This is a genomic window from Glutamicibacter nicotianae (assembly GCF_016907615.1).
GTDB lineage: Bacteria > Actinomycetota > Actinomycetes > Actinomycetales > Micrococcaceae > Glutamicibacter > Glutamicibacter nicotianae.
In genome coordinates, this window is sequence record NZ_JAFBCH010000001.1 from 1,057,484 (window position 1) to 1,077,118 (window position 19,635).

The window sequence follows — 19,635 nt, forward strand, 5'->3', positions numbered from 1 at the left end:
TCTTAGGGGTCTATTTCATGGAAACAGGTGGCCAAGCCACGGGTGGCCTAACCCCAGCTGGGGAGCCACACGTGCAAGCGCCAGTAGTCATCCGCGATCATTTCCCCACTCCAGATCGGCCAGAAAAAGGCCGATGTGACTAGGAGCAGCGCCATGAATGCGGTGACCGCGATGACGCGTGACCGGTACACGGCACCGGAATTCGGATGGCGTGGAATGAACCTGCCAATCATATACGTCAATGCGAGCACCATGAACGGGACCAGCGGCAGGGTATAGAAGAAGAACATGGTGCGTTCCGGGTACATCAGCCACGGCAGGAACCCGGCAGCCACAGAGGAGAGGATCGCTCCGGCGCGCCAGTCCCGGGCGCCGATCCACCAGAGAATCAGCAGGAACATGCTGATGGTGCAGGCCCACCACATCAGCGGATTGGGAAGGTCGGTGATGACCTCGGTGCAGCGGTCCAGCTCGCAGCCGTTGACGCCCTTGTCGTAGCCTTCGAAGTAGAACAGCACGGGACGTCCGGCGAAGGGCCACGTCCACGGCGAAGACTGCCAGCCGTGCTCGGAATTCAGCCCGGTATGGAATTCGTAGCCAGACTGGTGATAGTGCCACAAGGAACGCAGTGGAGCTGGCAGCCAGCTGATGCCTTCGCCGGGATTCTCCTCAGCCCACTGGCGGTAGCGTCCGCCCTGGGTAACCAGCCATCCGGTCCAGGTGGACAAATAGGTCAGCAGCACCAGCGGCATCATGGTGAAGAAGGAATACACGCCGTCGCGGATGAATGCAGCCGATTGCCACTTGTGGATTCCTGCGGTGCGCCGCGCGCCGAAATCCCAGAGCACCGCCATCAGGCAGAAGACTGCCACGAAGGACAGCGCCGACCACTTGATGCCAACGGCCCCGCCGAGCATGATTGCGGCGATCAGCCGCCAAGGACGCCACCAGAGCATAGGGCCATGCATGAGCAGGAAATCATCGGGGCGATTGCCCTCGGGCACCGAGAGCTTCCGCGCCAGCGCGGTTCTGCCATGGATCCGGTCCTTGAGCAAGGAATAGAACGCTGCAAGCACGAAGAACATCAAGAAGATGTCCAGCAATGCGGTGCGCGACATGACAATTGAATGCCCGTCGATGGCCATGAGCAACCCGGCGGTGCCGGCCAGGAGGTGGGAACCGAAGAGCAGGCGGGCGCACAGGGTGACGAGCAGAACCGAAAGGGTGCCGATCAGGGCCGTGGAAAAACGCCAGCCGAAGCCGTTGAAGTCACCGAACAGGAGCATTCCCACGCCGATCATCCACTTGCCCAGCGGCGGGTGGACGACGAAGGAAGATTCATTTTCCAATTGCGGATTGCCTGCGATGAACTGCTCGTCGCTGTCGTCGGCCCATTCGCGCTCATAGCCGCTTTGCAGCATCGCGAAAGCATCCTTGACGTAATAGGTTTCGTCGAAGATCAGCAGGTGCGGGTGGGCGAGATTGACCATGCGCAGCAGGCCGGCAATGGCTGTCACGACGAGCGGAACAATCCACATCAGCGGACCGCCAGGGGCCACCACAGGTAGGAGCCGCTGTTTCAGGCTCTCGAAAGTGAAGGCCTGTCGCGCCGAGCGTACGTGGCCGGTGTCCGGAGTGTCTAAAGCCGAGGTGCCCATCACCAGTTCATGCTACCGGTGGAAAGTCCAGAAAGTGGGCTTTTCCTGCGTCGCGTAGGGTTAAGAATGTGCAGAACTCAGATAATGAGGGCGTAATCGTCCTGGGCGCCACCCCGATTGGCAACTTGTCCGATGCTTCCCCGCGTCTGCGGGAGATCATGGCCAGCGCCGATATCATCGCCGCCGAGGACACCAGAAACTTCCACCACCTCGCCCATGCCTTGGGCATCAAGATCACCGCGAAGGTGATGAGCCTGCATGAGCACAACGAGGCGCACAAGCTGTCCGAGGTGATCGACCTGGCCACCGAGGGCGCCACCGTGCTGGTGGTTTCCGACGCCGGCATGCCGGCGGTATCGGATCCCGGGTACCCATTGGTGGCAGCCGCCCTGAGCGCTGGCATCCGGGTCACCGCGGTACCGGGGCCTTCGGCGGTGCTCACCGCGCTGGCCCTGTCCGGATTGCCCACCGGCCGCTTCACCTTCGAAGGCTTTCTGCCGCGCAAGGCAGGCGAACGCCGCAAGCGCTTGGATTCCCTGCTCGCCGAGGACCGCACCATGGTGTTCTTCGAAGCTCCGCACCGGCTGAACGATTTCCTTGACGCAGCCATCGAAGCCTTCGGACCGGACCGCCAGGCGGCCGTGGCCCGCGAGCTGACCAAGAAGTTCGAGGAAGTCCGCCGGGATTCGCTGGCGGGACTGCGCGCCTGGGCGGAAGACGGCGTCCGCGGAGAAATTGTCGTGGTCATCCACGGAGCCCCGGAAGCCGAGGCCGCCTCCATCGAGGACCTGCTGCCCAAGGTTGCAGCACTGGTTGACGAAGGCATGCGGATGAAGCAGGCCGTGGCCGAAGTGGCAGAAAAATCCGGCGTGAAGAAACGCGAGCTCTACGAGGCGGTCCTGGCAGCACGTCACGAAGCGGAAAAATAGCCGTGACCGCATAGGCTAAATGCACAATGAATGCTCGCTTCCATGGTGCAGACGGAGATTTACAGCTGCCATCTGCCGGGAATAGCGTAGACATCAAAGACGATCAGTTTTCATTATTTTCTATCAGGAGATGCTCGTATGTCGATTACTGCCCAGCGCGAAGCAGAGCTGCTCGCCAAGGTTCCAACCGGCCTGTTGATCAATGGCGAATGGAGAGATGCCTCCGACGGCGGCACCTTCGACGTGCTTGACCCGGCTACCGGCGAGAAGCTGCTGACCCTGGCCAGTGCTACGAGCGAAGACGCCATGGCAGCCCTGGATGCGGCCGACGCTGTTCAGGCCGAATGGGCGCTGACCGCACCACGCGAACGTGCAGAGATCCTGCGCCGCGCTTTCGACCTGGTCACCGAGCGCAAGGACGACTTCGCGCTGCTGATGAGCCTGGAAATGGGCAAGCCGCTGGCCGAGGCCTACGGCGAAGTGACCTACGGTGCCGAATTCCTGCGCTGGTTCTCCGAGGAAACCGTACGCCACTACGGCCGCTACATCACCACCCCAGAGGGCAAGAACAAGGTTCTGGTCCAGCACAAGCCGGTTGGCCCCTGCCTGCTGATCACCCCATGGAACTTCCCGCTGGCCATGGCTACTCGCAAGGTCGGACCGGCAGTAGCAGCAGGCTGCACCATGGTGCTCAAGCCAGCCAAGCTGACCCCGCTGACCTCCCAGCTGTTCGCTGCCACCATGATGGAAGCAGGACTTCCAGCAGGCGTGCTGAACGTGGTTTCCGGCGCCTCGGCCTCGAAGATCTCCGGCCCGCTGATGGCCGATGACCGCCTGCGCAAGGTATCCTTCACCGGCTCCACCCCAGTGGGCAAGCAGCTGATGAAGGACGCGGCTGACAAGGTCCTGCGCACCTCAATGGAACTGGGCGGCAACGCTCCATTCATCGTCTTCGAGGATGCCGATCTGGATGCCGCTGTCGAGGGTGCCATGGCCGCCAAGATGCGCAACATGGGCGAAGCCTGCACCGCAGCCAACCGCTTCCTGGTCCACGAGGATGTTGCCGAGGAATTCACCGCAAAGTTCGCCGCGGCGATGAAGGCGCTGAAGCCAGGACGCGGCACCGAAGCCGACACCACCGTAGGCCCGCTGGTCGAGGAAAAGGCCCGCGACGAGGTCCACTCGCTGGTCGAGGACGCCGTGGCCGCCGGCGCGACCGCCGTCACCGGCGGTGCCCCAGTTGAGGGCCCGGGCTACTTCTACCAGCCAACCGTGCTGGCCAATGTCGCCAACGACGCCAAGATCCTGACCCAGGAAATCTTCGGCCCAGTGGCGCCAGTGACCACCTTCCAGGACGAGGCCCAGGCAATCAAGCTGGCCAACTCCACCGAATACGGTTTGGCTTCCTATATCTACTCGCAGGACCTGAACCGCATGTTCCGCGTTTCCGAGCAGATCGAATTCGGCCTGGTCGGGTTCAATGCTGGCGTGATCTCCAACGCCGCGGCGCCATTCGGCGGCGTGAAGCAGTCGGGCCTGGGCCGCGAAGGCGGCGCCGAAGGCCTGGAGGAATACACCACCGTGCAGTACATCGGCATTGCCGATCCATACGCAGCCAAGAAGTAGATTCTCCAGCTCCTGCCAAAGCCCAACCGGAACGTTCCGGTTGGGCTTTGGCCGTTAAGTCCCGGGTGCTACAGCTGGATTCGACGGGAGCTGCGCGTGCGGGCATGACGCGGGTGCACCGAAGCAGGGAACAAGAACGCCGAGATTCGCTGCAACACCGTCAGCTCGCCACGCAAATTGGCTTGGACCGCATGCAAGGCATCCAGCAACGAGGCGGCATCATCAGCGCCCAGATGCCGGTTGGCGTAGAAGCTTTCCTGGATGACAGTTTTCAAGGACTGCAATTCCTTGGCGATCTGGGGGTGGTCTTCGCCCAGCCGGGTGGTGTAGTCGCCGGCTGACTCGTGGTTGCCGGCTGGTTCCCGGTAATCGGCCCCGATGGCCTGCAGCTCGGCCAGCAGCGCTGGAGCGGCGTCATCCCCGCCTTGGCGCACGCGTCCCAGCCTTTCTTCGCGGAGGCGATGGCGGCGCCACGGGGCGATCCCCAGCGCCACGGCGGCCAGCAGCACGATGGCCGGCACCAGCCACGCAGCCTGCGCGCCTTGTTCCACGGGCTCTGCGGGCTGCGCCTGGGCGGAAGGGCTGTCATTGGCAGGCAGGCTAGGGTTGCTGCGCTCGGTGGGGACATCCGGTGCCGTGCTTTCCTGCGGTGCCGCGGTGCGCGTTGGTTCCGGCGCGTAGCTCGGGGCATAGCCGCGCCCAGGTGTGGGTTCGAAGGGAATCCAGCCCAGCCCGTTCAGATACAGTTCTGGCCATGCGTGGGACTGCTTTCCGCTGACGGTGTAGCCGGTGAGCTCGGTACCTTCTGCCAGACGGCGTTCCGGCGTGCTCTGGGCTGTGTCCGCGGTGATTTCGAGGGTTTCCCCGTTGGCTTCGCCCGGTGCGTACCCCACGGCAATACGCGATGGGATGCCGGCTTCACGGGCCAGCAGGGCCATGGCCGAGGCGAAGTGCACGCAGTACCCCTGGCGCCGGGTCAGGAACGCTTCAACGACGCGGCGATTGGCCCCGTCGTAGCCTTCGCGCAGGGGAGTGCGTTCGGAATACACGAAATTCCCGGAACGGAAGAAATGCTGCAAGGCCACAGCGGCATCGATGTCATTTGCCGGCTTCCCCTCGTCGCCGAAGGCCTCATCGAGGGTTTGCTGCAACAGCGGTTCCAGGGTGTTGTCCGGATCTTGCGGAAGACGCAGGTATTCACCGGCCAGCTGGTCCCCGGCATCAATTCCGAAGTGCCCGATATTGCGGACCATTTGCGTGCTGATGTCCAGATCCGAGTAGGCCACTGAAATGTCGTTGGTGGCTGCCATGGCGTCGCCAGTGAGCCTGGCCACCGAGGTTTCGTAGGTCCAGTTCCAGTCTCCGACGATGCCCTGCACGAAATAGGACTGGTTGGGCAGGGGGAGCACGGGGCTGCTGATGCCTTCGGGCCAACTCATGCGCAGTACTTCGCTGGTGCTGTTGAACGTGCTGAAATTCCGTGTCACCGCTGACGTGCCATCAAGCGTGTGCTGCATCAGGCCCTCAGTTGGTTCCCAGCGGTCCGTGGAAAGATCCTTGATCACTTGCGTGCGCAGGTAGGGTGCTTCCTCAGCGGTGGTGTAGTAGTCCAGGATGGGAGCTCCGCTGTTAGAGCGGAGGTCTCTTCCGAGGTTGATCAGCGGATCGATATTGCTGGCCAGCAGGTCGCCGGATGGCCGTTGCCCCTCGGGGAACATGCCGCTGCGGAAACCAGGCATCCAGAAGCTGGCTGCCAAGAGCACACCGACACAGGTCATCGCGCTGATGCCGAGAATGCCTAGCGACCTGGGCGCGGGGAGCTTCGGCTGGGAGTGCTTGGACGATGCAGGGGCGAAAAGATAGGGAATCAGCGCTATGTAGCCGAGAACTCCCAGCACCAGCAGCGAGAGATAGCCGATTCCCGCACCTTCCTGCTTGAACAGCGAGGCAATGACAGGTGCCAGGGACAAGGGCATGATGATCAGCATGGCGGTGCGCCGGAAGCTGGCCAGCAGCTCGACGAGCAGGCTGATAGCCAGGGTAAAGCACAAGATGCTGAACGCCACATAGCGGGAATTGGCTACCGGAGGAACCTGCGTAGCGAATTGCATGCCCGCTTCAGCCAGCGCAGACCAGACCCATTGGGCGAACGGCAACCCGTAGATGTTGATTTGGCTGGCAGGGCTGAGCGCGATGGATGCCACGGCGATACCAGCGGCGGCCGGGAGGGCGGCCCAGCGCACGCCGCGGACTGCGCGCAGCAGCCCGGCGCACAGGTGCACGGCGAAGACCGGTACGACTAGGGCCGGGAACCAGCCGGAACCTTCGATGACCCCGGACAGCGAGGCGGTCCCGGCCAAGACTGCGACTGCAAGGCAGCAGGTAGCGGCCACCCGCAGCAGCAAGAGCCGCACCGCGGCCGCAGGACCGGGGCGCGGAACGTGATTTTCGGGCTCCAGGGATTGACCGGGAGCCACAGCAAGTCCAGCGCTCATCATCCCCACATCTCGTCTATTGCCATATTGCCGGGAAGGATATGCACCTTCCAGCTGGTGCGTGCCAGTTCATGCTGGATCGCCAGATAGCGTTCAGGGTGGCTGACCAGCAGGAAGATCTCAACATGGCGTACGGTGCGTGAGAGCGTCGCCAGCCAGGCTGCCTGCGGGACATCGAGTTCGCCGAGGATCATGATGACCGGTTCTTCGCGGAATCCCAGCAGCTCCTTGTGCAGGGTGCTGCCCAGGATCTCGGGACCGTTGGCTTCAACGCTGCCGTTGTTCAAGGACAGCTCCGTGGTCGCGGCATGGAAATCCTCGAAACTGTTCAGTGCGCCAAGCTCGGAGATGCTATGCGGGTCCCGTTGGGCCAAGGAGGTCCCGGCGAGGTTGCGGAAGGCGAGCTGGTAGCCGCTGGTCGCGTATCTCAGGCCGATGCTGCTGGCCAAGGACAACGCGTTTTCAAAGCGGCGGCTGCTGGTCAGCGCTTCAGCGTGAGCCTGCGGCAGGGAGATCCGCAGATCCGATCCGCTGTGGTTCCAATGCTCGAAGGAGGTATCCAAGACCAGGAGGGCTTGGGCGGTTGCCACATGGTTCTCCTGGCGGACCATGAGCTTGGCATGGCGGGCGCTGGCCTTCCAATGCACCTGGCGTATGGAGTCGCCCTGCTGGTAGTCGCGGGTCGCGACATCGTAGTAATCGGCGGTGGTGCTCCGGGAGAACTTCGCATCGCCGGTGAGCGTTCGCTCTCCGAGCGAGGCGAAACGATCCAGCTCATGCAATTGCGCGCGCACCGGAACCTGCAATGACTCACCGGTGCGCACCATGCCCTGGATCAGCCCCAGCGGGTCAACGACGATCTGCTGGGCTGGGCCCATGAGATGGATCCCGCGGGTGCGGAACACCAATTCGTACTCTATGGATCCCGGAGCTTGGAGCCGTGGGCCGGGACCGAAATCTTCGGGCAATCGCTCCTGGATGGTGGACCGCTCAGCACAGGACAAGCGGAACTTGCTGACCTCGCCGACTGTGGGAACCTCCGAGAGCAGCTCGCGGTGGATATTGGTGCGTCCGCGCAGGCGCATGGCCAAACCCCAGCTGGCCAAAGCCAAGGCCAGAAGGCCCAGGCCCAAGGCCATCATTTCGTGCCGGCCTAGCAGATAGGCCAGGAAGAGCAGAAGCCCGCCTGCCCCGGCGGTGCACCAGCCGCGCACCGTGAACAGGTCAAGGTGCCAGCGGCGCAATGCAGTATCCGCGCTTTCAGTGCGCGTCCAGGACAGCGCGTCGCGCGAATCATAGCGGGGGATCTTCTCCATGGTTGCGGCGCTAGTTCACCGGGGTGCTGGCAACCAGCTCCTGGATTATCGCACTGGCACCCAACCCGTCCGCCACCGCTCGCCGGGTCAGGATCAACCGGTGGTTCAGCACCATCTCGGCGACGCTGCGGACGTCTTCCGGCAAGACATGGTCGCGCCCATGGATCGCTGCGTGGGCCTTGGCAGCGCGAACCCACTGGATCAGCGCGCGGGGCGAAGCGCCGAGCGCTATCTGCGGATGCTCGCGGGTGGCGCGGCCCAGGTCCACCACGTAGGCACCCAGCCGTTCGGTGACCGTTACCGCTTTCACCTGCTCGATCATGTGCCCCAGATCCTCCAGCTGCACCACTGCCTGCAGCGCTTCCAAGGGGTCGAATTCATGCCGGCCGGTCAGTATGGTGATTTCGGCGTCGCGTTGCGGGTAGCCCAGTGACAGCCGTGCCATGAATCGGTCGCGCTGGGCCTCGGGCAAAGCGAAAGTGCCTTCGGACTCCACCGGGTTCTGCGTGGCCACGACCATGAATGGCTGCTCCAGCCGATGGGTGATCGAATCGACGGTGACTTGCTGCTCTTCCATGCATTCGAGCAGTGCCGACTGGGTTTTGGCGTTCGCGCGGTTGATTTCATCGGCGATGACGATATTGGCGAAGACCGGCCCGGGATGGAAAGTGAATTCGTGGGTCTGCGGGGAGTACACCGAGACGCCGGTGACATCGCTGGGCAAGAGATCCGGGGTGAACTGGATGCGGTGCACCGAACCGTTGACACTGCGGGCCAATGACTTGGCCAGCATGGTTTTGCCGACACCGGGAACGTCTTCCAGCAACAGGTGGCCCTGTGCCAGCAGGACCGTCAACGCGCTGGTCACAGCCTCGGGCTTTCCGGTGATGACGCTTTGGACAGCGTCGAAAATGCGCTGGCAATTGGACTGGAATGCCGAATCGAGCGACGGCACTGTTCGGTTAGCACTCATGCGCAGTTCCTCCTGGAGAATGAACCAGGGACAAGATCCACCGTCCCGGGATGCATTCAATTGGGTCTTGCATCACATCATATGGGGTTCTTTTATCCAGTAACAGAGCCTAACTGCCGCGGGATGAGCGCCTGATTGTTGCCAATGCGCCTAGTGGTGCCACAATTAACCACAGATTCCATCCCAGTACCCACGCGCAAAGGATTATCGTGTCCAAGAAGAAGCACACTGATCCCACCTTGGTTCCCGAGGCCTACCGCCCCGCGGAGCAAGCTACAGCAGCAGGCCAGGGGGAGCGGGCGCGCGCCACGGGCAACGCAAATGGCGGAAGCCAGCGCAACCTGCACTACCCGCCAGCGCCCGAGCCGCTGCCGGTGCCCGTGGTCGATAACCATACGCATCTGGATTTCCTGGATGGAACCGTGAAGGTCGAGGCTGCCGATGCGCTGGCCGCGGCGGCCTCGGTCGGTGTCAAGGGGCTGATCCAAGTCGGCTGCGACGTGGAATCATCCGAGTACGCGGTCGAGGTCGCCAACCAGTACCCGAATATCCTGGCCGCGGTGGCCATCCACCCCAACGATGCCGCGCGCCTGGCCGAGCGCGGAGAGCTGGAAGTGGCAATTGCCCGGATCGAGGAGCTCGCCGCGGATTCGCGGGTACGTGCCATTGGCGAAACCGGGTTGGACTACTTCCGCACCGGCGAAGACGGACGAGGCGCCCAGGAATATTCCTTCCGCGAGCACCTGCGCATTGCGGTGGAGCAGGGCAAGGCGCTGCAGATCCATGACCGTGATGCCCACGAGGAGGTGGTGCGGGTGCTCAAGGATGCGCCATTGCCTGGGAAAGTGGTCTTCCATTGCTTCTCGGGTGATGCTCAGCTGGCCCGGGTCTGCAACGACAACGGCTGGTACATGTCGTTCTCCGGAACCGTGACGTTCAAGAATTCCCACGATCTCCGCGAGGCTTTGTCGGTGGCGGATCCGCAATTGCTGCTCGTGGAAACCGATGCGCCGTTCTTGACCCCGCACCCCTTCCGCGGCCGCCCGAACGCCACTTACATGATTCCCTACACGACTAGGTTCTTGGCGGAAAACAAGGGAATCGAGCTGGCAGAATTCTGCACCCTGATCGATGCGAATACCCGGGAAGTGTACGGAGAATTCTAGACCCGCCGGTTGTGTGTCTCGTTACAGGACACTTGCCACAAATGTAACAATTCGGTTACGGTGGATGAGATGTCCGGTACCGCCCCTGCCTGTTTTCGGCAAGGCGTGTTCGGGACAGCCTGATCCTCAACGCTTTGCAGCAGGTGGAAACACGGCGCAATTTTGATTAAAGGACAGGCAGCGAACACTGCCGGGCCCACCGATGATTCTGGACGGAATCGGCGGAAGCGGGCCTACAAACGATGGGGATCTCATTACCGTGACTCACTTGCTCAAGAAGACCTGGATGAAATACCTGGCGCAGGCGCTCGCCGTAGCCGTGGTTATCGCCGGCGCTGTTTTCTACATTTCCGGACAGAAGTCGGTTGTCATGTCGGTTGACGGACAGCGCCAGGAAATCACCACCCGTGCCGCAACCGTCGGCGCACTGCTGGAACAGCAGGATGTCACCTTGGCTGAGCGCGATGAGATCTCCGCAGCACTGGATTCCGAACTTGTCGACCAGCAGCTGGTTGACATCAAGCGCAACAAGTCGATTGAAGTCATCGTGGATGGCACCGAGCGTGTAGTGCACACCACCGGCATGACCGTTGCCGACGTTGTCGAGCAGCTCGACCTGGAAAAGGGTTCCGAGGTATCCCTGGACGAAGACATGCAGTTGGCCGCCTTGAGCGATGACCTGGAAGTCATCACGCCCAAGGAAATGACCCTGGTCGTCAAGGATAAGAAGAAGAAGGTCGCAACGACCGCTTCGACCGTCAAGGAACTGCTTGCCGAGGAAAAGATCGAGGTCGACGGCAACGACGAGATCAACGTCAAGATCAAGGACGAAACCGACAAGAACGTCAAGGACAGCGTCAAGCTGGAAGCCGGCATTACCGTCGAGGTCATCGACGTCACCGTGAAGACCTGGGACGAAACCCGCGACATCGACTTCGAGACCAAGAAGATCAAGGACAGCTCGCTGGACAAGGGCGACACCGAGGTCAAGACCGAAGGCAAGAAGGGCGAGCGCCAGCTGACCCTGCGCCAGGAAACCCGCAACGGCAAGAAGGGCGAGGAAGAAGTCCTCAAGTCCAAGGTCACCAAGAAGCCAGTGGCCGAGGAAATCCGCGTGGGCACCAAGGAAGAGAAGAAGGAATCCTCGTCCTCCAAGAACACGCCAACCCCGGGCGGCATCTCCGCAACCTGGGCAGCACTGGCCAAATGCGAATCCGGTGGCAACTGGTCGATCAACACCGGCAACGGCTACTACGGCGGCCTGCAGTTCTCCGCTTCCTCATGGCGTGCAGTCGGCGGCACCCAGTACGCACCACTGCCGCACCAGGCAACCCCGCAGGAGCAGATCGCCGCGGCTGAGGTACTGCGCCGTTCCGGTGGCTGGGGCCACTGGCCAGCATGCTCGGCCAAGCTGGGCCTGCGCTAAAGACATAAGCCAAGCAGCAACGCGACGCGTCCACCATCACGGTGGACGCGTCGCGTTGTTATGTTTGGATGAATCTAGCTGAACTAGAATTGGATCTGTGATGTCTAAGGAATCTTTGCCGCTGCTTGGGGCCACCGAAATCCGTCGTCTGGCCGAAGAGCTGGGAATCCGCCCTACCAAGACGCTGGGGCAGAACTTTGTGATTGATGGGAACACCATCCGCCGCATCGTCGCCGCCGCCAAAGTTGACCCCTCAGAAACGGTGCTGGAAGTAGGCCCGGGCCTGGGCTCCCTGACCCTGGGTATCATGGACGCCGCCGCCAAGGTCGTGGCCGTGGAAATTGATCCGCCATTGGCCAAGCGCCTCCCGCAGACCATGGCCGAATTCCGCCCGGGCCGCGAAGACGACCTGACCGTGATCCTTTCCGACGCCATGAAGGTCACCGAACTTCCCGGCGAACCCACCTCGCTGGTCGCCAACCTGCCCTACAACGTCGCCGTCCCAGTGGTGCTGCACCTGCTGGAGCACTTCCCGTCCATCCGCAACGGCCTGGTCATGGTGCAAGACGAAGTGGCCGACCGGATGGCCGCCACCCCAGGCAACAAGATCTACGGCGTACCTTCGGTGAAGGGCGCCTGGTACGGAACCATGCGCAAGGCCGGCGTGATCGGCATGAATGTTTTCTGGCCAGCTCCGAAGATCCATTCCGGCCTGGTGGGCTTCACCCGCGACAAGGACCGCAGCGATGCCCCGGACCGCGAAGAAGTCTTCGCCATCATCGATGCGGCTTTCGCCCAGCGCCGCAAGACCTTGCGCGCGGCCCTGTCAGGCTGGGCCGGATCCGGTGCGCGCGCAGAACAGATCCTGGTGGCCGCCGGCATCGATCCGAAGGAACGCGGCGAGAAACTGGACATCGAGCAATACATCGACATTGCCAGGGCCGCTCAGGATGTTCCGGCTGAAGCTCCGGCGAGCGAGGCCTAGGCATGTTCAAGCAGCGCGTCATTGCAACCGCACCGGGCAAGATCAACTGCTACTTCAAGGTCGGCCCTCCGCGCGAAGACGGCTACCACGAGGTGGCCAGCCTCTACGTCGCGGTGTCCTTGACCGAGCAGATCGAAGCGAGGCTGCGCACCGACGGTGAGCTGCAGCTGAGCCTGGAACCGAATTCCCCGGTAGTTTCCGAACCGGAGAATTTCCCATTGGGCGCCGGTAACCTGGTGCACCGGGCGGCCCAGCTGCTGCGCGAGCACACCGGTTGCAGCCTCGGCGCGGACCTGCACATCACCAAGCGCGTTCCCATAGCCGGCGGCATGGGCGGCGGCTCCGCCGACGCCGCGGCCACCTTGGTGGCCTGCAACGAATTGTGGGGCACCGGGCTGGACCGCGAGGAACTCGGCCGCCTGGGCGCACGGCTCGGTGCCGACGTGCCTTTCGCCTTGATGGGCGGGGCCGCCATTGGACTGGGCATCGGCGACAAGCTGGCCCCGTTGCTGACCCGCGCCAAGACCCACTGGGTGCTGATTCCGGCCAGCTATGGCCTGTCGACTCCGCGCGTCTATGGCATGCTCGATCGCTTGCGCGCGGGCATGGAAATCGAAGTTCCGCAGGAAATCGATCCTGCGGTGATCGAGGCGCTGATGGCCTCGGACGCGCCAGCCTTGGCCCGGGTGCTGGCCAATGACCTGACCCAGGCTTCCCTGGCTTTGGCCCCGGAGCTGGGCACCATGCGCGATATGGCAGAAGGAGCCGGCGCGCTGCGCGCCATGGTATCCGGCTCAGGCCCGACCTTGGCATTGCTGGTCAAGGACGTCGAGCATGCTGATGAGGTCATGGCCCAGCTGGGCGACGAAGTGGGTGTGGCTACCATCCCGGTGACCGCACCAGCATCCGGAGCGCACATCACCCTCGCAGAATAATCCTCCGAAAAATCCCTGTCTGGCCTTGAGCCGGGCAGGGAGTTCTTTCATCATTTGCTCCCGACCCCTTGTTGCGGCTTCGGCATGGCCCTAGGCTGAATCCCAAAGCAAATATTGAAGACTATTCATTTATGACTCTGGGACGGAACACAACATGCTCAACGGACGCGTCTCACACTGGTGGGAAGAGATCGGACTGCCAGAGGCACGCCAGCAGCTGCGCGGCCATGGCAGCGCAGACGTGGCCATCATAGGTGCCGGATTCACCGGCCTGTGGACCGCCTACTACCTGGCCAAGGCTAACCCGGAGCTGAGCATCACGATCCTCGAAGCCCGGCACGCAGGCTACGGCGCCTCGGGACGCAACGGGGGATGGCTCACCAATACCATCACCGCCGGCCGCGAACGCTACCTGGAATCCCATGGAAGGCAGGCGGTCAACGACTTCCAACTGGCAATGAACCAGACCGTCGCTGAGGTCATCGAGGTGTGTGCCGCCGAAGGGATTGACGCAGATATCCTGCAGGGCGGAGAACTCGAAGTTGCCTACACCCCGGCCCAGGAAAAGCGGCTGCGTGCCGACGCGGCGGCCGCTGCGCAATGGCAGCACTCGGACACAGAGCTGCTGGAAGCCAACGCAGTGCGCCGCAAGGTCAACGTGGCCAACGCCCGGGCAGGGTTGTGGCATCCGCATGCCGCCAGGATCCACCCGGCCAAACTGGTCCGCGGGCTCGCTGACGCGGTGGAGCGGCTCGGCGTGAAGATCCATGAAAACACCCGTGCCACCGCGTTGTGCCCGCACCGCGTCGAATTCGACGGCGGCACGCTGGACGCCGAATACATTGTCCGTGCCACCGAAGGGTTCACTGCCGGGCTGGCCGGGCACAAGCGATTGTGGCTGCCGATGAATTCTTCGCTGATCGCCACCGAACCGCTGGCGCAGTCCGTGTGGGATGAATTGGGATGGAATCACGGCGAGGTGCTGGGGGACTACGCCCACGTGTACATGTATGCCCAGCGCACCGCGGATGATCGCATCGCTATTGGCGGGCGGGGCGTGCCCTACAAGTACGGTTCGCGCACCGATACCGACGGCATGACACCGCACAGCACCGTCCACGGATTGCAGGAAATCCTGCACCGCATGTTCCCGCAGACCCGTGGCGCAGGAATCGACCATGCATGGTCCGGGGTGCTTGGCGTGCCTCGCGACTGGGCGGCTACCGTGGGACTGGATCCGGCGACCGGCATTGGCTGGGCCGGCGGTTATGTCGGCACCGGGGTCAGCACGACGAATCTTGCCGGACGCACCCTGCGCGACTTGATCCTCGGGGAAACCACTGAATTGACCAGCCTGCCGTGGGTCAACCACCAGGTGCGCAAATGGGAACCGGAACCGCTGCGCTGGCTGGCAACCAAGGGCCTGTATGCGGCCTATGGCGCGGCAGATAGAAGCGAGCTGAAGGGGCGGGCCAGCTCGTCTCCACTGGCAGTACTGGCCGACAAGATCACCGGGAAGCCTTGAGGGCTTGGCCTTGCGGGGCATAGGCTGTGGCCATGGAATTGGCAAAGCGCGGACGCTTGTTGGCCGGCGGCCAGGACTACCTGCTGCGCGAAGCGAAAGCAGTGGATCTCGGGCAGATCATTGCCTTGATGGCAGACGATGACATTCGCCGAGCGGAGCATCAAGGTGCCGAGGAGGATACGGAACAGTATCTCCACGCGTTAAACCAAATTGATGCGGACCCGGCGCATTCGCTGATCGTGGTGGAGGCCCAGGACGGAACACTGGTCGGCACGATGCAGTTGACCATCTTGCCGGGACTTGCACGCAGAGGAACAACGCGGATGCAGATCGAGGCAGTGCGCGTGACTTCTGCGTTGCGCGGCAGGGGACTGGGAACTGCAATGATCCGCTGGGCCATTTCCGAAGCAGAGAACAAAAAAGTCCAGCTGGTCCAATTGACCAGCGATGCGCAGCGCGACGACGCGCACCGATTCTACGAGGCGCTGGGCTTCACTGCATCGCACGTGGGCTTCAAGATGCGGCTGCCTATAAACCCTTGATCTTGTAGATCCGCTGCATGTCTTTGGTTGCCTGGCCCCACTTGCTTGCCGCGGCCCGCTGCTGGTGGGCTTCAAAGGCTACACCGTCTACGAATTCCTCGTGGACCAGCCACACCCAGGGATCTTCGGTCGGCGTGACAGAGAACGAGATGCATCCGCGCTCGGCCTTGGTCAGGCGGATATGCTTCGGCAGCAATTTCTTCACTACCTCAGCTTCGGCCGCATCCTTGCACCGCAGCCGGCCCTCCAAGATCACGGTTCCCATACCAGCAAGTCTGCCACGATCGGTGGCAGACTGGGAGAAAAATTACCGGAGAAGCTTGAGGGCCCGGAAACGAAAAGTTTCCGGGCCCTCAAGCTCGATCGCAGTGCGCAGAAGCTATCCGAGCAGCTCGGACAGTTCCAGCCAGCGTTCTTCCAGTTCATCGATCTGCGACTGGTAGTCGTTGATCTCGGCAGTGAACTTGGCCAGGCCCGCGTAGTCGCTCTGGTCATGATCGGCCATCTTGGCATGGACCTTGGCGAGCTTTTCCTCCAGCTGGCCTACCTTGCGTTCATTGGCATTCAGTTCCTTCTGCGCGGCACGCAGCTCGGCCCCCGACGGGCCGGCAGGCTTCTCGCCAGCCTGGGCAGAAGCCTGGGTGGGATTCGATCCGCCGGCCGATCCCTGGGCGGCCCGCAGCTTCAGGTATTCGTCCACACCGCCAGGCACGTGGCGGAAGATGCCATTCAGGATGGCGTACTGCTGGTCGGTGACGCGTTCGAGCAGGTAGCGGTCGTGGGAGACCACGATCAGCGTGCCCGGCCAGGAGTCCAGCAGATCTTCCAGTGCGGCCAGCATGTCGGTATCGACGTCGTTGGTCGGCTCATCGAGGATCATCACGTTCGGTTCGCCCATGAGGATCATCAGCAGCTGCAGGCGGCGGCGCTGGCCGCCGGAGAGCTCGCGGACCTTGGTGGACAGGTGCGCGGAGGAGAAGCCCAGGCGCTCGAGCAGCTGTGCCGGGGTCAGGTCCTTGCCGTCCACATTGAAGGTGGTCTTGAAGCGGCCGAGCACCTCGCGGACCAGGTCCTCGCCGATCTTCTCCAGTTCGCGGAACTGCTGGTCAAGCACCGCCAGCTTGACCGTCTGGCCGCGCTTGATCTTGCCGCCGGTGGGCGCCACGGTGCCGGCAATCAGGCCCAGCAGGGTGGACTTGCCGGCGCCATTGGCTCCCAGCAGGCCGGTGCGCTCACCCGGCCCGATGCGCCAGGTGAAGGGCTTGAGAACCTGCTTGTCCCCGAAGGAGACCTCGGTGTCCAGCAGGTCGATGACGTCCTTGCCCAGCCGGCTGGTGGCCATCTGCTTGAGTTCCAGCGGGTTGCGCACCGGCGGCACGTCCGCGATCAGCTGGTTGGCCGCCTCGATGCGGAACTTCGGCTTGGAGGTGCGGGCCGGTGCGCCGCGGCGCAGCCAGGCCAGCTCCTTCTTCATCATGTTCTGCCGCTTGGATTCGGTGACCGCGGCGATGCGGTCGCGTTCCACACGCTGCAGCACGTAGGCGGCGTAGCCGCCCTCGAACGGCTCGACCAGGCGGTCGTGCACTTCCCAGGTGGTGGTGCAGACCGCGTCGAGGAACCAGCGGTCGTGGGTGACGACCATCAGGCCGCCGGAGTTCTTGGACCAGCGGTTGTTGATGTGCTCGGCGAGCCAGGAGATGCCCTCGACGTCCAAATGGTTGGTCGGCTCGTCCAGGATGATGACATCCCAGTCCTGAACCAGCAACGCGGCCAGGGCCACGCGGCGGCGCTGGCCGCCGGAAAGGGTGCCGACCTTCGCTTCCCAGTCCAGGTCTGCGACCAGCCCGGAGATGATGTCGCGGATCCGGGCCTGGCCGGCCCATTCGTGGTCGTCCATCTCGCCCACCACGCTGAAGTGCACGGTTGCTTCGGGATCCAGGGTATCGGACTGGTCCAGCACGCCCACGCGCAGTCCGTTGCGCTTGGTCACCCGCCCGGAGTTGGGCTCGATCCTGTTGGAGAGCATGCCGAGCAGCGAGGACTTGCCTTCGCCGTTGCGACCCACCAAGCCGATGCGGTCGCCGTCGGAGATGCCGATGGTGACCGAGTCGAAAACGACGTGGGTGGGATATTCCAGATGCAGGGCTTCGCCCCCGAGTAAATGAGCCACGATTCCCATTTTACGTTCCGAGGGCAAATCGAGGTCATTGCAGGCTGTCCCGGGTTGTTTCAAGCAGAGAACAAAAGCGAGTTTAGCTACGGTGTTTTGCGATTTCGCACAACGGGCCGATCATGGCAGAATAATTAGCGTGCTTGTCGGGCATGCCCTGCGCAAGCGATTTTCCGCCCTGGTGTAATGGCAACACGCCAGCCTTTGGAGCTGTGCATTCTAGGTTCGAATCCTAGGGGCGGAACCATTGATAAGGCGCCACGGATGTGGCGCCGTTATTTTTTAATCAATTCAGCACATCCCGGCGCTCGCGATAGACTTGCTCTGAGGTTTTACTTCTCTGCCCAAAACCTTGAAACCAATTTGCAGGAGAATGCACTTGAGTGATCAGGTCAATGCACCAGTAGCTGTCATCGTCCTCGCCGCTGGCGCCGGTACCCGCATGAAATCGGCGAAGCCGAAGATCATGCATGAAATTGCAGGTCGGTCCATGATTGGCCATGCACTCCACGCGGCATCGGCATTGCAGCCGCAGAACCTGGTAGCAGTTGTGCGCCACCAGCGCGATCTGGTCGCAGAGCACATCCTGTCGCAGTTCCCTTCCATCACCATTGCCGACCAGGATGAGATCCCGGGCACCGGCCGCGCAGTGCAGCAGGGTTTGGAAGTTGTCGACCCGTCGCTTGAGGGCACCGTTGTGGTGACCTACGGAGATGTGCCATTGCTCACCAGCGAGGTGCTCCAGGAACTGGTGGCCACCCACGAGTCGAACGGCAACTCGGTGACCGTGCTGACCACCGAATTGGATGACCCTTCCGGCTACGGCCGCATCATGCGCGACGCCAACGGGGACGTCTCCGGCATCCGCGAGCAGAAGGACGCCTCGCCGGAGGAATTGGCAGTCAAGGAAATCAACTCCGGCATCTACGCATTCGATGCCCAGATGCTGCGTTCGGCACTGACCGAGGTCACCACCGACAACGCACAGGGCGAGATGTACCTGACCGACGTGCTCGCCATCGCCCGTGAACGCGGCGGCCGCGTCGCTTCCTCGCAGATCGCCGACCGCTGGCAGATCGAGGGTGCCAACGACCGCGTGCAGGTGTCCAACCTGGCCCGCATCTACAACCAGCGCAAGACCGAATTCTGGATGCGCCAGGGCGTGACCATCGTTGATCCGGCGACCACCTGGATCGACGCCGACGTCATGATCGGCCAGGACGCCACGATCAAGCCGGGAACCCAGCTGCACGGCGAGACCGTCATCGGCGCCAACGCTACCGTCGGCCCGGACACGACCTTGACCAACGTGGTGGTTGGCCAGCGCGCTACCGTCAAGCGCACCGACGCCACCGACTCGCGCATCGCCGACGGCGCCTCGGTTGGCCCGTTCGCCTACCTGCGCCCGGGCACCGACCTCGGTGCAGATGGCAAGATCGGCGCTTTCTACGAAACCAAGAATGTCACGATTGGCCGTGGCTCCAAGCTCTCGCACCTCGGCTACGCCGGAGATGCTGAAATCGGTGAATTCACCAACATCGGCTGCGGCAACATCACCGCAAACTACGATGGGGAAAAGAAGCACCGCACCAAGATCGGGTCGCATGTGCGCACCAGCTCCAACACCGTATTCGTCGCCCCGGTGGAAATCGGGGACGGCGCATACACCGGAGCCGGAGCCGTCGTCCGCAAGAACGTCCCGGCCGGTGCCTTGGCACTGTCTGTGGCACCGCAGCGCAACTCCGAGGGATGGACGCTTGAAAAGCGCCCGGGCACTTCCTCGGCTGACGCAGCATTCAAGTCCTCGCTGAACTCCTCGGCTTCCGAGTAATCCAGCTACAGACTACATTTCCTCGACAACAACCTCATACGTGATAGCGAAGCGAGCG

The 19,635-nt window shown here is 62.7% G+C and carries 15 protein-coding genes and 1 tRNA gene; 10 read left to right on the forward strand and 6 right to left on the reverse strand.

What is annotated here, in order from left to right; translation table 11 throughout:
- Positions 1-47 precede the first annotated feature (47 nt).
- On the reverse strand, positions 48-1,658 hold the full coding sequence (locus JOE62_RS05230; RefSeq protein ID WP_204723217.1) for a dolichyl-phosphate-mannose--protein mannosyltransferase: 1,611 nt from the start codon (positions 1,656-1,658) through the stop codon (positions 48-50).
- A 68-nt stretch (positions 1,659-1,726) separates the two neighbouring features.
- On the opposite strand from JOE62_RS05230, the gene rsmI reads away from it, so the two are divergent.
- Positions 1,727-2,587: a 16S rRNA (cytidine(1402)-2'-O)-methyltransferase gene (gene rsmI, locus JOE62_RS05235; protein ID WP_204720904.1), complete on the forward strand. Its 861-nt coding sequence runs from the start codon at positions 1,727-1,729 to the stop codon at positions 2,585-2,587.
- 138 nt (positions 2,588-2,725) lie between these two features.
- On the forward strand, positions 2,726-4,213 hold the full coding sequence (locus JOE62_RS05240) for an NAD-dependent succinate-semialdehyde dehydrogenase (RefSeq protein ID WP_204720906.1): 1,488 nt from the start codon (positions 2,726-2,728) through the stop codon (positions 4,211-4,213).
- Positions 4,214-4,281: 68 nt separating this feature from the next.
- Here the strand turns inward: JOE62_RS05240 and JOE62_RS05245 are convergent, their stop codons facing one another.
- The 3 genes from JOE62_RS05245 to JOE62_RS05255 are packed head-to-tail and all read right to left on the reverse strand — an operon-like array spanning position 4,282 to position 8,997.
- A complete protein-coding gene (locus JOE62_RS05245) occupies positions 4,282-6,708 on the reverse strand; it encodes a transglutaminase TgpA family protein (RefSeq protein ID WP_204720908.1) in 2,427 nt (808 codons plus the stop codon).
- Positions 6,708-8,024 (reverse strand): DUF58 domain-containing protein, encoded by a 1,317-nt coding sequence (locus JOE62_RS05250; RefSeq protein ID WP_204720910.1) that lies wholly within the window; start codon positions 8,022-8,024, stop codon positions 6,708-6,710. The genes JOE62_RS05245 and JOE62_RS05250 overlap by 1 nt, the downstream gene beginning before the upstream one ends.
- Positions 8,025-8,034: 10 nt before the next feature.
- On the reverse strand, positions 8,035-8,997 hold the full coding sequence (locus tag JOE62_RS05255) for an AAA family ATPase (protein ID WP_204720912.1): 963 nt from the start codon (positions 8,995-8,997) through the stop codon (positions 8,035-8,037).
- 209 nt (positions 8,998-9,206) lie between these two features.
- Between JOE62_RS05255 and JOE62_RS05260 the strand changes: the two genes are divergently transcribed.
- The 6 genes from JOE62_RS05260 (at position 9,207) to JOE62_RS05285 (ending at position 15,576) form a co-directional block, all read left to right on the forward strand.
- Positions 9,207-10,163 carry a TatD family hydrolase gene (locus JOE62_RS05260; RefSeq protein WP_204720914.1) on the forward strand — a complete coding sequence of 319 codons (957 nt, stop codon included), beginning with the start codon at positions 9,207-9,209 and terminating at the stop codon, positions 10,161-10,163.
- Positions 10,164-10,422: 259 nt separating this feature from the next.
- On the forward strand, positions 10,423-11,589 hold the full coding sequence (locus JOE62_RS16480) for a transglycosylase family protein (RefSeq protein WP_204720916.1): 1,167 nt from the start codon (positions 10,423-10,425) through the stop codon (positions 11,587-11,589).
- 100 nt (positions 11,590-11,689) lie between these two features.
- Positions 11,690-12,574 (forward strand): 16S rRNA (adenine(1518)-N(6)/adenine(1519)-N(6))-dimethyltransferase RsmA, encoded by an 885-nt coding sequence (gene rsmA, locus JOE62_RS05270; RefSeq protein WP_204720918.1) that lies wholly within the window; start codon positions 11,690-11,692, stop codon positions 12,572-12,574.
- 2 nt (positions 12,575-12,576) lie between these two features.
- Positions 12,577-13,509 (forward strand): 4-(cytidine 5'-diphospho)-2-C-methyl-D-erythritol kinase, encoded by a 933-nt coding sequence (locus tag JOE62_RS05275; protein ID WP_204720920.1) that lies wholly within the window; start codon positions 12,577-12,579, stop codon positions 13,507-13,509.
- 154 nt (positions 13,510-13,663) lie between these two features.
- The gene (locus JOE62_RS05280; protein ID WP_204720922.1) at positions 13,664-15,034 is read left to right on the forward strand and encodes an NAD(P)/FAD-dependent oxidoreductase; all 1,371 of its coding nucleotides are present in this window, start codon (positions 13,664-13,666) and stop codon (positions 15,032-15,034) included.
- A gap of 32 nt (positions 15,035-15,066) precedes the next feature.
- The gene (locus tag JOE62_RS05285; protein WP_204720923.1) at positions 15,067-15,576 is read left to right on the forward strand and encodes a GNAT family N-acetyltransferase; all 510 of its coding nucleotides are present in this window, start codon (positions 15,067-15,069) and stop codon (positions 15,574-15,576) included.
- Here JOE62_RS05285 and JOE62_RS05290 read toward each other — a convergent pair.
- On the reverse strand, positions 15,563-15,841 hold the full coding sequence (locus JOE62_RS05290; protein WP_204720925.1) for a putative quinol monooxygenase: 279 nt from the start codon (positions 15,839-15,841) through the stop codon (positions 15,563-15,565). The two genes, JOE62_RS05285 and JOE62_RS05290, sit on opposite strands and share 14 nt — an antisense overlap.
- Positions 15,842-15,955: 114 nt before the next feature.
- Positions 15,956-17,746, reverse strand: coding sequence for an ABC-F family ATP-binding cassette domain-containing protein (locus tag JOE62_RS05295; RefSeq protein ID WP_204720927.1), 1,791 nt, complete (start codon positions 17,744-17,746; stop codon positions 15,956-15,958).
- 172 nt (positions 17,747-17,918) lie between these two features.
- Between JOE62_RS05295 and JOE62_RS05300 the strand changes: the two genes are divergently transcribed.
- Both JOE62_RS05300 and glmU read left to right on the forward strand, forming a co-directional pair.
- A tRNA-Gln gene (locus tag JOE62_RS05300) sits at positions 17,919-17,993 on the forward strand.
- 132 nt (positions 17,994-18,125) lie between these two features.
- A complete protein-coding gene (gene glmU, locus JOE62_RS05305) occupies positions 18,126-19,577 on the forward strand; it encodes a bifunctional UDP-N-acetylglucosamine diphosphorylase/glucosamine-1-phosphate N-acetyltransferase GlmU (protein WP_420842171.1) in 1,452 nt (483 codons plus the stop codon).
- The last annotated feature ends 58 nt before the right edge of the window (positions 19,578-19,635 follow it).

What these genes read in the sequence shown, in the direction of transcription:
- JOE62_RS05255 (WP_204720912.1), bottom strand. Translation starts at nt 8,997, where the DNA reads ATGAGTGCTAACCGAACAGTGCCGTCGCTCGATTCGGCATTCCAGTCC.
- rsmA (WP_204720918.1), top strand. Translation starts at nt 11,690, where the DNA reads ATGTCTAAGGAATCTTTGCCGCTGCTTGGGGCCACCGAAATCCGTCGT.
- JOE62_RS05290 (WP_204720925.1), bottom strand. Translation starts at nt 15,841, where the DNA reads ATGGGAACCGTGATCTTGGAGGGCCGGCTGCGGTGCAAGGATGCGGCC.
- JOE62_RS05230 (WP_204723217.1), bottom strand. Translation starts at nt 1,658, where the DNA reads ATGGGCACCTCGGCTTTAGACACTCCGGACACCGGCCACGTACGCTCG.
- JOE62_RS05250 (WP_204720910.1), bottom strand. Translation starts at nt 8,024, where the DNA reads ATGGAGAAGATCCCCCGCTATGATTCGCGCGACGCGCTGTCCTGGACG.
- JOE62_RS05240 (WP_204720906.1), top strand. Translation starts at nt 2,726, where the DNA reads ATGTCGATTACTGCCCAGCGCGAAGCAGAGCTGCTCGCCAAGGTTCCA.
- JOE62_RS05275 (WP_204720920.1), top strand. Translation starts at nt 12,577, where the DNA reads ATGTTCAAGCAGCGCGTCATTGCAACCGCACCGGGCAAGATCAACTGC.
- JOE62_RS05280 (WP_204720922.1), top strand. Translation starts at nt 13,664, where the DNA reads ATGCTCAACGGACGCGTCTCACACTGGTGGGAAGAGATCGGACTGCCA.
- JOE62_RS05285 (WP_204720923.1), top strand. Translation starts at nt 15,067, where the DNA reads ATGGAATTGGCAAAGCGCGGACGCTTGTTGGCCGGCGGCCAGGACTAC.
- JOE62_RS05245 (WP_204720908.1), bottom strand. Translation starts at nt 6,708, where the DNA reads ATGAGCGCTGGACTTGCTGTGGCTCCCGGTCAATCCCTGGAGCCCGAA.